This is a genomic window from Marinobacter sp. NFXS9, from assembly GCF_040148665.1.
Lineage (GTDB): Bacteria > Pseudomonadota > Gammaproteobacteria > Pseudomonadales > Oleiphilaceae > Marinobacter_A > Marinobacter_A mangrovi.
Window position 1 is genome coordinate 71,050 of record NZ_JAGDDW010000016.1, and the last position, 12,775, is coordinate 83,824.

Annotated in this window: 12 protein-coding genes; 6 read left to right on the forward strand and 6 right to left on the reverse strand. The window is 64.2% G+C overall.

Translation table 11 applies throughout. The features are described from left to right. The first annotated feature begins 36 nt into the window (after positions 1 to 36). Both J3364_RS19560 and J3364_RS19565 read left to right on the forward strand, forming a co-directional pair. A complete protein-coding gene (locus J3364_RS19560; RefSeq protein WP_123633667.1) occupies positions 37 to 540 on the forward strand; it encodes a shikimate kinase in 504 nt (167 codons plus the stop codon). Positions 541 to 577: 37 nt separating this feature from the next. Next, positions 578 to 922, forward strand: a complete 345-nt coding sequence (locus tag J3364_RS19565; RefSeq protein WP_349559845.1) for a hypothetical protein — start codon at positions 578 to 580, stop codon at positions 920 to 922. Between the two features lie 12 nt (positions 923 to 934). Here the strand turns inward: J3364_RS19565 and J3364_RS19570 are convergent, their stop codons facing one another. Beyond that, positions 935 to 3,058: a 3-hydroxybutyrate oligomer hydrolase family protein gene (locus J3364_RS19570; protein WP_349559846.1), complete on the reverse strand. Its 2,124-nt coding sequence runs from the start codon at positions 3,056 to 3,058 to the stop codon at positions 935 to 937. 277 nt (positions 3,059 to 3,335) lie between these two features. Then, positions 3,336 to 4,697, reverse strand: a complete 1,362-nt coding sequence (locus tag J3364_RS19575) for an SLC5/6 family protein (protein ID WP_349559880.1) — start codon at positions 4,695 to 4,697, stop codon at positions 3,336 to 3,338. 247 nt (positions 4,698 to 4,944) lie between these two features. Between J3364_RS19575 and J3364_RS19580 the strand changes: the two genes are divergently transcribed. Together J3364_RS19580 and J3364_RS19585 are read left to right on the forward strand one after the other, a co-directional pair. Next, positions 4,945 to 5,916, forward strand: a complete 972-nt coding sequence (locus tag J3364_RS19580) for an MBL fold metallo-hydrolase (protein ID WP_349559847.1) — start codon at positions 4,945 to 4,947, stop codon at positions 5,914 to 5,916. Between the two features lie 74 nt (positions 5,917 to 5,990). Next, positions 5,991 to 6,452, forward strand: a complete 462-nt coding sequence (locus J3364_RS19585) for a potassium channel family protein (protein WP_203142000.1) — start codon at positions 5,991 to 5,993, stop codon at positions 6,450 to 6,452. A 6-nt stretch (positions 6,453 to 6,458) separates the two neighbouring features. On the opposite strand, the gene J3364_RS19590 is transcribed toward J3364_RS19585, so the two are convergent. Further along, positions 6,459 to 7,682, reverse strand: a complete 1,224-nt coding sequence (locus tag J3364_RS19590; RefSeq protein ID WP_349559848.1) for a methyl-accepting chemotaxis protein — start codon at positions 7,680 to 7,682, stop codon at positions 6,459 to 6,461. A 219-nt stretch (positions 7,683 to 7,901) separates the two neighbouring features. Beyond that, complete coding sequence (locus tag J3364_RS19595) at positions 7,902 to 9,404, reverse strand: flavin-containing monooxygenase (protein ID WP_349559849.1); 1,503 nt, start codon at positions 9,402 to 9,404, stop codon at positions 7,902 to 7,904. 197 nt (positions 9,405 to 9,601) lie between these two features. On the opposite strand from J3364_RS19595, the gene trxC reads away from it, so the two are divergent. Together trxC and J3364_RS19605 are read left to right on the forward strand one after the other, a co-directional pair. After that, positions 9,602 to 10,039 carry a thioredoxin TrxC gene (gene trxC / locus J3364_RS19600; protein ID WP_349559850.1) on the forward strand — a complete coding sequence of 146 codons (438 nt, stop codon included), beginning with the start codon at positions 9,602 to 9,604 and terminating at the stop codon, positions 10,037 to 10,039. Between the two features lie 43 nt (positions 10,040 to 10,082). Then, positions 10,083 to 10,676: an exopolysaccharide biosynthesis protein gene (locus tag J3364_RS19605; RefSeq protein WP_349559851.1), complete on the forward strand. Its 594-nt coding sequence runs from the start codon at positions 10,083 to 10,085 to the stop codon at positions 10,674 to 10,676. 3 nt (positions 10,677 to 10,679) lie between these two features. Here the strand turns inward: J3364_RS19605 and J3364_RS19610 are convergent, their stop codons facing one another. Both J3364_RS19610 and J3364_RS19615 read right to left on the reverse strand, forming a co-directional pair. Next, a complete protein-coding gene (locus J3364_RS19610) occupies positions 10,680 to 11,732 on the reverse strand; it encodes an acyltransferase family protein (protein ID WP_349559852.1) in 1,053 nt (350 codons plus the stop codon). Positions 11,733 to 11,845: 113 nt separating this feature from the next. Next, on the reverse strand, positions 11,846 to 12,727 hold the full coding sequence (locus tag J3364_RS19615; protein ID WP_349559853.1) for a DMT family transporter: 882 nt from the start codon (positions 12,725 to 12,727) through the stop codon (positions 11,846 to 11,848). Between the last annotated feature and the right edge of the window lie 48 nt (positions 12,728 to 12,775).

Genomic DNA, 12,775 nt, shown 5'->3' on the forward strand with positions numbered 1-12,775 from the left:
CGTCCCAAAATCTTCGGAATGAAGGACGACCCTGTGATGAACGAACGCCCCAATATTGTCCTGATCGGTATGCCCGGTTCGGGCAAGAGCACGGTCGGTGTCCTGCTGGCCAAGCGTACCGCCATGGACTTTATCGACACCGACCTGCTGATCCAGTCGGCCGAGGGCCAGACCCTGCAGGAGATCGTCGACGGCGCCGGCTACCAGGCCCTGCGGCACATCGAAGAGCGGGTGTTGTGTGAACTGAATGCTCACGGCGCGGTGATCTCCACCGGGGGCAGTGCGGTCTACAGCGACGCCGCCATGTCGCACCTGAAGACAAATGGCCGCGTGGTGTTCCTCGATGTATCGTTGGCCACAGTCCAGCATCGTATCGGGGATTACAGCCTGCGCGGCATCTCCAAACGGCCCGACCAGACCATCGACGAGCTGTTCGCCGAGCGCAACGCCCTGTATCGGCGTTATGCCGACCTCATCGTCGACTGCGATGCCCTGAACCAGGAGCAGGCCTGCCAGGCGGTGCTGGACCAGCTTAGGTAATCCGCACCGAATGGTGCTCGCTGACAGGACTCTGGCCATGACCGAACGGATGCGTCGTTCTTCCCTGTTGCTGGCTGTCGTTCTCATGATGGGACTGGCCGGCTGTCAGACACAGCAGACCGGGGAGGCTGAACGGATCGGCCATATGGTGCAGGCGGTGGATGCGGCCATCGATCACCCGGCGGATCCCGAGTCCCTGGACACCATCGTCCGCTACGGCACCGACAGCCGCTACTACATCATGATCCGCGGCTGGCTGTCGCAGGAGCTGGACGGCGTCGAAAGCCAGTACGAGGCCAGCCGGAATCCCACCCTGCGCCAACGGCTCCAGGTCCGGGCGGATTTCCTGCGTCAGGCCATCCGCCGCATCGACCTGGAGTAGAGGCTTGACGGCCTAGTCCGGAATACGCACTTCATTGTCCTCAAACACGATCCGGTCTGCTTCGTCCGGACTATCCGCGATCGGCGGCACGTTGGCCTCGGTGATCGCCGGCGCGCCAGCGCCGCGAGGTGTGGTCCGGACCACCTGGCTGGGTGGCAGGGCCGCGCCATCGGTCAGGTGCGCGTACATTCGGTCCAGTCCTTCCAGGTAGTAACGGTGCAGCGGGATGTAGCGCTCGTCAAAGCCGGCGAAGGCATTGAACGCGTCCAGGTGATGGCCGTTGAGCACTTCGTAGTAATGCAGTTGGCTTTTCTTGCCCTCAACGGTCCGGTTCAACCCGAAATACGGCCGAGACGTGTGGTTGATGGGCAGGATGGCGTCGGAGCGGCCGGTCACGATCACCGTCGGGATGCCGTGCAGGTCGCCGCTCGCCCGAATGGCGTCGATGCCGTCGGCAATCCGCTGCGCCTGGCTGGCCTGTTCGTCCAACAGGACAGCCCCGGTGACCGCATCGCTGCCCTGGGCCAGGCTGCGCAGGCACAGCAGGGCGTCCAGGCCATAGTCCTGCAGGCCGCTGGAGGGCGAGGTGCTCAGCTTGAGGTTGGTCGGTCCGCCGCTGGCGGCGTCGTAGACCTGATTGATACCGGCCGACGGCGGAATGCCGTTGCTGGTGGCAAACAGCGTGGCCTCGGCGGCCTCTGTCAATGGCTCGACAGCACCGGTGCTGGCGTTGGTCGCGGCATAGCTCAGCCCACACAGGCGGTCGGTTACGCCGAAACGGCCGTAGGCGTTGGCGTAGGTCATGCTGATGCTCTGGGCCACCGCGGCACCAAAGTGACTGGGGGCCACGAGGTTCTGTTCCGGCTGGATGCCGAAGGTCTCATTCAGGATCCGCTGGGCGTCCGTCGCCCGGGCGTCGGTGTCCGCACCCGTCACCAGCCCCTTGGCGGCCAGCGCGCTGCAGATGTTGTCATCCACCGTGAAGTCATTGAGGATCCCGTTGAACGGCGCGGTGTCCTTCACCCCCGGTGCCAGGTTGGCGCAGCCCTGGTAGACCGCCAGGGCGGTGGTGTAATCCAGCAGACTGCGGCTGTGGTCGGTGATGGGTGCGGCGCTGCCCTGGCGGATGCTGAAGCTCGTCTCCACCGTCGGGTTCACGTTGGGTTCGGACACGGCGACGCCGTCGATCAGGCCTCGGCTATCCTCTTCCGCCGCCCGCACCGAGGCGCCACCCCCGTTGGACACCGACGAGGCAATCACCAGCGTGTTGCCCGGTTTCAGTGTCACCCGGATCTTGCCGTTGGGCAGTGCCTCCCCGTAGGTCTCATTCAGCACGTAGAACCCGAATTCGATCGACTTGAGCACATACTGGCCCCAGTCCGCCTCGGGGTTGGTCTGCGAATGGGTGTGCTTGACGGCAAAGCGATCCGGCCAATTGGTGTTGAAGGTTTCGATGTCGGACGCGGACAGATCCGGCCGGAACTGGAGCGACGCCGTCGCATCGGTGGTCGTCTGGCCCTGCAGGGTCTGGCCGGCCCCAGTCATCAGGTTAAAGGCGCCGGTGCCCGTACCCTTGTCGGTATAGATCACCGCGCAGCCTTTTTTCAGGCCCCATTCACCGGCGGTGCCGATGGCGCCATAAATCCCGCGGGAACCGGAAGACGGGGCCGTGATCATGCAGGCGTTGTCGGGATCGAAGCTGTCCGGCACCTGCAGCATCACGGTGGCCGGCACGTCGCTGTCGTCGAGGGTCATCAGGGCCAGGTATTCGTCTCCCGGGATCATGCCCTCGCTGCTGCCGGCTCCCACCTGCGGGCCGAACAGCGTGCCGTAGCCCCCGCCATCGCTGGTATCCACCAGCGCCCGGTAGTTGTTGTAGATCGCGAGCGTGCGCAATTCGGTCGCCGTGGGATTCAGTGGATCGGCCGGCGCCGGCGCGGTGCTGCTGGCCAGACCGCTGGCGCCGAGACCACCGGTCAGCACGTCGTTACTCCGGCCGTCATAGCGTTGGTGAACGATGGCGCTGGTCAGGAAGTCCGGTTTCTGGTTGATGCCGGTGATCGGCCGATCATCGGTCTTGCAGGCGGCGAGGCTGACAGCAGCCACAGCCACCACAACAGGAAGGCGAATCGTCATTGAGTGCTCCTTGCGCTTTTGTTTTTGTATCGGAGAGGCACGAAGTGCCCGACCGGAAAGCCATTGCGCATCCTGTGCCAGCTCGCAAAGTGCGTGTCTAAACAATGGGTTGTAAAAATGACAGTCGATCAGGCGGACAGGTGTGTCCGTTAACGTGGACAGTGTCAGGGCATGGGAACCCTAAAGGTCTGAATTAATAGGCGGAACGAGAGGCGACCACCTGTCTGCCAGAGCGGACAGTGTCCGGCAGGCCATACAGGACCTGCCGGACATTCCTTCAGGCAGGGGATCGACTGGAAAGTGCGAAGAGGATACTGACCGTCGCCGACGCTACCAGCGCGCCGAGGAACGGCGCCAGGGTCGGCACGCCACCGGGGAAGCTGGCGGCGTGCAGGCCTTCAATCACGCTGCCCGTGGCGATCCAGTCCGGCAGCACGGCACCGATCAGGCCGGCCGTGGCACCGGCGACGGCAGCCGCGGTGGTCATCCGTGACCAGAGGCCCAGCAGCACCGGAATCACCGTGGTGGCGCACAGCAGGTCGGCAATCAGGAACAGCCGCAGCACCGAGTAGCCCTGCAGGGCGATGAGAATCACCGGCACCATCAACAGCACCGTCAGCCAGCGGGCACCGGTCAGGGACAGGCCGCGCTTTTCGGTGACCGCCAGCGACGCCAGGCCATTCTGCAACGTGTCGACCGACGACGCGACCAGCGTGAGAGCCAGGACCAGCGCGACAGTCGCCAGCCAGGCCGGCGCGCTGTGCAGCAGGGCGAAGAACGGAATCGGCGGTGAGCCGAGGTCGGCACCACTCAGCGCGGCGGCAATGCCAAGCCCGCCGACCAGGGCCACCACCAGCACGGTGGTTACACCGCCCAGAATCGCGCCGCGACCCAGGGCGGCGCCGTCTTTCGCAGCCCAGAGCCGTTGCCAATAGCCCTGATGGAACAGGTTGGCGGCGGTCACCGCGATCACCAGGGTCAGGGCCACGGCCAGGGCGTCCACCACGGGCACCTGGGGCAGACTGGCCGCAGCCGAAGGGTCCGGCAACGCCGGGATCGCCACCGCCCCGACCAGCAGGATCAGCGCGATCAGCAACAGCCCCTGCCAGCGATCGGTCACCAGACTCGCCCGCAAGCCGCCCCAGGCGGTGTAGACCAGCGTGGTGATCGCCACGCCGAGAATGGCGAGGTTGCCGTTGAGGTCCGTGAGCAGGCCGGTGATGGCGCCCACCGCCGTGAGCTCTGCGGTCAGGAAACACAGCATGTAGAGCACGGAAATCAGGGCCACCCAGCGGCGCACGCCCGTGCCGAAGCAGGCCTGGGCGAATTCGCCGATGCTGCGGCCTTCGGGCAGGTGGCGCCGGATGGCCGGGCCGCAGGCCGCGAACACCAGGAACGGCAGCGCCGCGCCGACGGCGTAGCCGGCCAGGGCGATGGGCCCTACCAAGGCGCCCACTTCGGGCGGTGCAAACAGGATCCAGCCGCCCATGCCGGACGCCAGGAAGGACAGCCCCAGGGCCTGGGCGCCCTGGGAATTGCGGGCGGTGACGTAGTCGTCCAGGCCACCGTCCGCGAAACGGGCGCGCAGGCCCAACCAGGTAAAGACAAGCAATGCGGCGGCAACGGCCGCTACGGTCATGATCACGTCGCACTTCCTCCGCCGGTATGAACCGGATCAGGTTCCAGGGTTTGGACGGCTTCCCGTCGTATTCTCAGCCCGCCGGCGTGCGGTGGACTCCCCTGGCGACAAAATGTGTGGAATGGGTCTTCGGCGACCATACTGACATAGTTCAAAGTCGCAATCGATTGGCGAAACATCGGCTTCACTTCGACCCACGTAGCATTAGCAACATACCGATGGATTCTGATTTACAGGGAGACTGCTCATGCACCTCATTCGAAACAGCCTTGTATCCCTTGGCTTGCTGGCACTGATGACACCGATGGCGCGCGCTGCCGATACCGTCCGCGTCACCCCACTGGGCGGGCAGGATGGGGAGTTCTGCGTCCTCGACCGGGCCCTGGTGTTCGAAGACCCCAACGGCACCCGCATTCTGTATGACGCCGGCCGCACGGTCGCCGGGCCCGATGACCCGCGCCTGGGCAAGATCGACGTGGTACTGGTCAGCCACGTTCACGGCGACCATCTGGGCGACCGGCACATTCCGGAACCCAACGCCGGCAGCTGTGCCTCACCGGCGGCCTCCGAAGACGACGCCCCGCTGTCCAACAGCGTCAAGATTGCGGTCAAGAAGAACGCCCGGATCGTGACAGGTAGTGAAATGGCCAGCTTCTTTGCTGGCCGCCTGGAGGCCGCCGGGGGCGACCCGAAGGCTTCGGTGCTGGTCCGCTTCGGCGCCCATGTGGAGGAAGGCGGCGTCGGTATCACCACGGTGCCGGCGGTGCACAGCAACGGCCTGTCGCCGGCCTTTATCGACGGACAGATGGGCAAGATCCTGTCGGCGGCGGGGCTGACAGCCTATGTCGGCCCGCCCACCGGTTACGTACTGACGTTCACGAACGGCCTGGTGGTCTACCTGTCCGGCGATACCGGCATCACCGCGGATCAGGAAGCCGTGGTGCACGACTACTACGGGGCAAAACTGGCGGTCATGAACATCGGTGATACCTACACCACCGGTCCTGCGGAAGCGGCACACGTGATCAACAAGATGGTCCGGCCCGCCAGTGTGATTCCATCCCACGCCAATGAGCCGGCGACGGAAAAGGGCAAGGTCCGACCAGGGACGCGGACCGACGCATTTATCCAGGCGTCCGACGTGCCCGTGCATGTGCCGCTGAGCGGCCGCACCATGACGTTTGACGCCGGCGGCGAATGTGTCGAGGGCTGTGGTTGATCGCCGCAGGGGTGTCTCGCTTCCGGTCGCCGTCCCCTTTAAGCTGGGCCGGTGACAGGCAGGAGTGAAAACGGATGCCCGAATCCCTGGACTTACCGGATGTGTCCCTGGCGCTCATGGTGGCGCTCAACACGCTCGTTACGGCTATCGCGGTGCTGGTACATTTCCGGGGGCTGTCTTTGCTCAACCGCTACATACCGCGGCTGGGCATTCCCCATCATTTCCGCATCGTGGTCGGAGTGGGCGGTGCCATGCTGGCGCACATGGTGGAAGTCTGGCTGTTTGGCGTTGTGTATTACTGGATGAACGCGTCGCCGTATTGGGGGCACCTGGCAGGCAATTTCTCCGGCACGCTACTGGACTGCGTCTACTTCTCGCTCACCACCTACACCACCGTGGGCTTTGGTGACATCGAGCCGTTTGGACCGATTCGTTTCCTGTGCGGGATCGAGGCACTGACCGGGCTGGTGCTGATCACCTGGAGCGCCTCGTTCCTGTTCCTGGAAATGCAGCGCTCCTGGAAGCCTGGCCGCTGATCCGGCTCAGGCGTCCTCCACCGACACCTGCGCCGCAGCGCCTTCCAGTTCCCGGATGAGTTCCCGCAGGCGCCGGCTCATGTCGGCGCTTTCCACCAGCTGATCGACCATCGCCTGGGTGGTTTCGCGGATGCTCTGGACGTTCTGCTGCACCTCGTCGGTGGCCGAGGTCTGCTGGGCGGACACGTCGGCGATGTCCTGGTTGGTGTCGTCGATGCGCAACACCATGGCGCTGATTTCCTGCAGCGCAGCGGCACCGGCGTCGGCTTCCTCCACACAGCGGCTGGCATCCACCGAGCTGGTGTTCATCTGCTGGACCGCCTCGCCCATAGTGCCCAGCAGCCGGTCGATGGTGCCCTGGATCTGTTCGGTGGAATCCTGCACCCGCTGGGCCAGCTTCCGCACCTCGTCGGCGACCACCGCAAAGCCCCGGCCCTGATCGCCCGCCCGGGCGGCCTCGATCGCCGCATTCAACGCCAACAGGTTGGTCTGCTCGGCGATCCCCTGGATCTCGGTCACGGCGCTGCCGATTTCCCGGCTGTTCTCGGCCAGCGCTTCCACGCTGCCTGCTGATTTCTGGATGACGTCGGCCAGTTGCTGGATGGAGCGGGAGGACTGGGCCACCCGTTCGCTGCCCTCGACCGCGGCACGGCGCGCCTCATGGGACAGCTCCTTGGCCGCATCCGCCTGCCCGGCGATGCCGCGGAAGCTTTCCAGCATGGCCTGTATGGCCTGGGCAGAGCGGTCGGTGCCGGTCTGTTGGCGTTTGAGTTCGTCCCGGCTACGCTCGGCGGCTTCCGTCAGAGCGGCGACTTCACTTTCGAGTCGCTGGATGGCGGCCTTCATACTGCTCACCACGCGACCGGTACGGGCCTGCATGGCGTTGAACGCCTCGCCCATGGCGCCGATCTCGTCGGTGGAATCCACCGGGGCCCGCAGGCTCAGATTACCGCTGGCCTGGACCTCCACCATGGTGTCCTTGAGTCGGTGCACATGGCGCTCAATAAAGCTGATCAACAACTGGGAGCAGGCCATTTCGAAGATCATCAGCACCACCACGACGCCGGCGAAGGCGGCTGCGTGTTCGCTGACGATGACGCTGAGGGGCTGCCCGGTCGCATCGGCCATGCGCGACATGGCAAACAGCACCAGCAACAGCATCACCGCCAATACGACGATGTTGAGCAACCAGAATTTGTATTTGAGACGGGCGTTCTTAAGCAGGCTCATCATAGGCGTCCGGGGTTCTCCAGTGACAGCACCGACACAGGTCCGTCCTGTCGGTCTTATGGTGTTATCGACAGGTGAGCCTGAATCTTCAGTGGGAAAGACGCAGAAGGTCAATAAAACAACGATCAAAGACCCTAGCAGAATCGGGTGGGATCGCCTTGTTCTGAATCAAGGAAAAGGGAAAAGCCGGCAACCGGGAGGTGGTTGCCGGCGTCGGGATCAGGCTTGTTGGGCGTTGGCCAATTGTTCCGGCTGACCGACCGCTTGGCCAGCCAGGGAGAAGACCAGGGCGTCGTCGTCCACCTTGCCATAGCGCAGGTTGATCAGGTCCAGCAGGTAGTTCTGGTAGAGCTTCCAGGGTTTGCGGTCGCCCTGTTTGGGCAGGTGCTCCAGGGCCCGCAGGACGTAACCGGAGTCCAGATCCAGGAAGGGCTCTTCCTCGACGTCGCCACTGACCACCGGCGTCACCTTGTCATAACCCTGCTGGTCCATGTACTGCAGCAGCCGGCAGACGTACTCGCTGGTCAGGTCCGCCTTGAGGGTCCAGGAGGCGTTGGTGTACCCCACCACCATGGCCAGGTTGGGCACGTTGCTGAGCATCATGCCTTTGTAACCCATGGTCTCGTTGGGCTGGATCAGCTGGCCGTCCACATGCAGCTCGGCGCCCCCGAGGGTCACCAGGTTGAGGCCGGTGGCGGAAATCACGATGTCCGCGTCCAGTTCCTGGCCGGACTTCAGGCGAATGCCGTTTTCGGTGAAGGTGTCGATGTGGTCGGTAACGATGTCCGCGGCGCCCTTGCGCAGGGCCCGGAACAGGTCGCCGTTGGGCACCAGGCACAGGCGCTGGTCCCAGGGGTTGTAGCTGGGGTTGAAGTGGGTGTCGATGTCGAAGTCTTTACCCAGCTGGGATTTCAGGTGCTGGCGCAACACGCGACGCATCAGCTTCGGGTAGCGCCGGCAGGCCTGGTAGAACAGCGTCTGCATGGACACGTTCTTCCAGCGGGTGATCTGGTAGGCCGCCTTGGCCGGGAGGATACGGTTCAGCCAGCGGGCGATCAGGTCCACATCCGGTAGCGACAGGATGTAGGTGGGTGAGCGCTGCAGCATGGTGACCTGCCTGGCCTTTTCCGCCATCGACGGCACCAGGGTCACGGCTGTGGCGCCACTGCCGATCACCACTACCCGCTTGCCGGTGTAATCCAGGTCTTCCGGCCAGTGCTGGGGATGGATCACCTGACCCTTGAACTGCTTGATGCCCGGGAAGTCCGGCATGTAGCCCTGGTCGTAGCGGTAATAGCCGGAGCAGTTGAGCAGGAAGTTGCAGGTCAGTTTGACCGGGCGTCCGGTCTTCTGGTCTTTCGCCGTCACCGTCCAGGTGGCGTCCTCGCTGGACCAGTCGTAGTGGGTCACCCAGTGGTTGTAACGGATCTGTTGATCGATGCCGTTTTCCGTGGCGGTGTTCTTGAGGTAGTCCAGGATTGACGGTCCGTCGGCGATGGCTTTGCCCTGGCGCCAGGGCCGGAAGCTGAAGCCGAGGGTGTACATGTCCGAGTCGGAGCGGATGCCCGGGTAGCGGAACAGGTCCCAGGTGCCGCCCATATTGTCGCGACCTTCCAGAATGGCGTAGCGCTTGTCGGGGCAGTGTGTCTGCAGGTGATAGGCGGCGCCGATGCCGGAAATGCCGGCGCCGACAATCAGGACGTCGAAGTGCGTGTTGGCCATCGTGTTGGACCTCGTTACGGCGGATTCTTGTTGAATAAAGCATGTGCTTTAGTTATTTCAACCCGAGTCACCGGGGTCGTGCAAGTTTTAAACAGCGGCGGCCAAGCATTTGGCCCCAGTTCACCGATGGCGCGGGTGCTTGATATTGCCGCCATCTACCCCCAAGACGGGGATATATCGACCGACGAGGTGCGGCCATGACCGACATCCTGAATATCCCCTGTCCCCACTGCCTCAAGACCAACCGGGTGCCGGAGGCGCGGCGGAAAGACGGCCCTAAGTGCGGCGCCTGTGGCAAGCCCGTGCTCGATGGCACCGTGGCCGAATTGAGCGACGCCAGTCTGGCCAACGTCACGGCGCGTTCCAGCCTGCCGGTGCTGGTGGATTTCTGGGCCAGCTGGTGTGGACCCTGTAAGGTGATGGCCCCGGCGTTTGCCGAGGCGGCCCGGAACTGGAAGGGTCAGGCCCTGTTTGCCAAGCTGAACACCGAGCAGGCGCCGCAGGCCTCGGCCCGCTTCGGGATCCGCAGCATCCCGACCATGATCCTGTTCCGGAGTGGTAAAGAGGTGGCGCGCCAGAGCGGCGCCCTATCGGCGGCCCAGATCCATTCCTGGCTGACCCATCAGCTGCGCTAGACCATGGCCAAACGTGGCCCGAAAGGAGAAGGATGACCGAGTCATGAATGTTCGGGGTGACCTGAACGACCTGGAAGACCTGATTGACCGCATCGACAGCGTCGCCCAGAAGCGGGAGCGTGTGGCGGTGGACGATATCCTGGAGGCGGTGGGTTACCGCTCCTTCGGACCGGTGGTACTGGTGGCAGGGCTGATCACCCTGGCGCCCCTGATCGGGGATATTCCCGGCGTGCCCACCCTGCTGGCGCTGTTGGTGGTCCTCACCGCCGGGCAACTGCTGTTCCGTCGGCAGCACATCTGGTTGCCGGGATGGATCGTCAAGCGTCGTCTGCCGACCGACAAGTTGCGCAAGGGCCTGGCCTGGTCCCGCAAGCCAGCGCGTGGGATTGATCGTTGGACCCGGCCGCGGCTGACGCTGTTCGTCGAAGGTCCGGGTCTGTTTATCCTCTCCCTCGCCTGCGTGGCGGTGGCCCTGGCCATGCCGGCGATGGAAGTCGTGCCCTTCAGCGCCAATGGCGGTGGCGCGGCCCTGGTGGCGTTCGGCCTGGCGATGATCGCCCGGGACGGCGCCGTGGCCCTGTTTGCCCTGCTGGTCACCGTGGGCACCCTGGGCTTCGTCGGCTCCAGTTTCTTTTAGGTGTTAACGGCTGCTCACCTGCTCCGGTACCGGCGTCCGCGCCGGTTGTGCCATCGTATTCCGGCGGTAGCTACGGAACCAGCGCAGGGCCGGCTTCTCCACGCCATGATGGATCGCAAGCGCCAGGGCCAGTGCGGTGGTGATGGCCAGCGCCACGCCGACCGGACCGGGCAACCCGGCGTCGTAAGCCAGGTCCATGATGCCGTAGCCAATGTTCTGGTGAACCAGGTACAGCGCGTAGGACAGGCTGCCCAGCGTCAGCAGGACCCGGTTGGCCAGGACGTTGAGGTAGCCGGTGATCGCCAGGATAAAGACCCCGTAGCAGCCCAGAACAAAGCCGTTGAACGGGGCCTTATAGGCGAACAGGCAGTGGGCCATCGCCAGCACCAGCAGTACCCGTTCGCTGACCGGCGGCTTGCCGTGATGGTGCCAGCGGTAGAGCAACATGCCACTGATGAACAGCGGCGCGTATTTGACGAACAGCAGGTCCTTGACGAGGAAATCCAGGCCGTCCGGGATCTGCTTCCAGAACAGCACGCCGGCATAGCTGACGGCCACCCAGATCCAGAACACACTCCGCAGACGCGCCTTTCCCAGTCCGAAAAACAGCACCGCCATCCACACGTAGAACGTGGCCTCCACCACCAGGCTCCAATAGGCGCCGTCCACCGGGTGCATGCCCAGGTACTCGTGCAGCAGGGTGAAATTCCACAGGGTTTCGATGGGTGTGACGCCGCGGTCGATCGGGCCGAGAAAGTAAACGGAAAGGCTGGTCAGGAGAATCCCCACCCAGAGCGCGGGCAACAGACGGAACGCCCGGGCCAGCCCGAACCAGCCGGCGGTGGGGGTGCGCTCCAGGGTCATGAAGATGACGAAACCACTCAGGATATAGAACAGGTGGACGCAGTAGCGCCCGTACCAGAGTGGGCTCCACGGCTCGAAATCGTGGCCGTAGAGCTCGTCGTAGTAGGGGATGTAGTGAAACAGCATGACCCCGCACGCGGCGAGGCCACGCAGGGCATCCAGTGCCTGAAGACGCTGGGAGGACTCCGCCATAACGCATTCCCTGTGGCAAAAACGCCATTGTATGCCGGCGCGCCCGTCCGGCGGAGTGTTATTGACTACGATTCGATGGCCGCCGCCTTACCATTCGGCAAGGCGACTGTGACTCAGCCGGATTCGCCGGCCAGCGAGCCTCTCGCCCGGCCAACCCGCCGCTGGCGCAGGCCAATCAGCAACAGCGGCACCACGATCATTGCCGACCCCGCTGCAAACCACAGGTCCGGGGTCTCGCCGAAGCCGATCCAGCCGAACAGCACCGCCCAGATCAGACCGGTGTATTCGGCGCTGGTGACCTGGCTGGCTTCCACTTGGCGATAGGCCAGCAGGATGGTCATGTTGTAGCCCAGGATGAACAGGGCCGAACCGACCGCGCTGAACAGCAGGTCCGGATCCCAGTCGGCGCCCTCGTAGAGCATCAGCGTGCCGCTGGCCGGCAGTACCAGCAGGTAGTTCAGGAACAGCTTGTGGACCATCGACTGGCCGCTGGGCAGCTTGGGCACCAGCAGCGCATTGACGGCCAGCGTGGCGGCGACCGCCAGGGCACTCAGCGCCATCCAGTTGACCGCCACCGGCCGCAGGATCACCACGATGCCGAGGAAGCCGCTGACCACCGCGAACAGGCTTCGTCCGTCCAGACGGCCCCGGAAGAACAGGACGGAAAACAACATCACCAGTACCGGCGCGGCGTAGAAAATGGCGTTGGCCGTCGCCAGCGGCAGTGCGCCCAGCGCCAGCACCATGCAGACGATGCCCACCAGGTGGATGTGCGCCCGCACGGTATGGATGCCCAGTCCCTCGAAGAAATGGCCGCGATCGATCTGGCGCCACAGCGGCAGCAGCAACAGCAGCGTGATCACACAACGCAGGAATACGAACTGGAACACCGGCGTGCCCGGATCCAGCAGCTTGATAAACACATCGGAAACCAGCGCCATCGCGTTGCCCAGGATGAGCAACAGGATCGCGCTGTTGACGGTCCGTCCGGACATGGCTGCCTCCTGCGTCGAGTGAATGGAAGCCACAGTGTACGGTCGCCA

Bases quoted from the DNA above. Each gene is read 5' to 3' on its own strand.
- J3364_RS19580 (WP_349559847.1), top strand. From the start codon at position 4,945: ATGCACCTCATTCGAAACAGCCTTGTATCCCTTGGCTTGCTGGCACTG.
- J3364_RS19615 (WP_349559853.1), bottom strand. From the start codon at position 12,727: ATGTCCGGACGGACCGTCAACAGCGCGATCCTGTTGCTCATCCTGGGC.
- J3364_RS19575 (WP_349559880.1), bottom strand. From the start codon at position 4,697: ATGACCGTAGCGGCCGTTGCCGCCGCATTGCTTGTCTTTACCTGGTTG.
- J3364_RS19585 (WP_203142000.1), top strand. From the start codon at position 5,991: ATGCCCGAATCCCTGGACTTACCGGATGTGTCCCTGGCGCTCATGGTG.
- J3364_RS19565 (WP_349559845.1), top strand. From the start codon at position 578: ATGACCGAACGGATGCGTCGTTCTTCCCTGTTGCTGGCTGTCGTTCTC.
- J3364_RS19595 (WP_349559849.1), bottom strand. From the start codon at position 9,404: ATGGCCAACACGCACTTCGACGTCCTGATTGTCGGCGCCGGCATTTCC.
- J3364_RS19560 (WP_123633667.1), top strand. From the start codon at position 37: ATGAACGAACGCCCCAATATTGTCCTGATCGGTATGCCCGGTTCGGGC.
- J3364_RS19610 (WP_349559852.1), bottom strand. From the start codon at position 11,732: ATGGCGGAGTCCTCCCAGCGTCTTCAGGCACTGGATGCCCTGCGTGGC.
- J3364_RS19570 (WP_349559846.1), bottom strand. From the start codon at position 3,058: ATGACGATTCGCCTTCCTGTTGTGGTGGCTGTGGCTGCTGTCAGCCTC.
- J3364_RS19605 (WP_349559851.1), top strand. From the start codon at position 10,083: ATGAATGTTCGGGGTGACCTGAACGACCTGGAAGACCTGATTGACCGC.
- trxC (WP_349559850.1), top strand. From the start codon at position 9,602: ATGACCGACATCCTGAATATCCCCTGTCCCCACTGCCTCAAGACCAAC.
- J3364_RS19590 (WP_349559848.1), bottom strand. From the start codon at position 7,682: ATGAGCCTGCTTAAGAACGCCCGTCTCAAATACAAATTCTGGTTGCTC.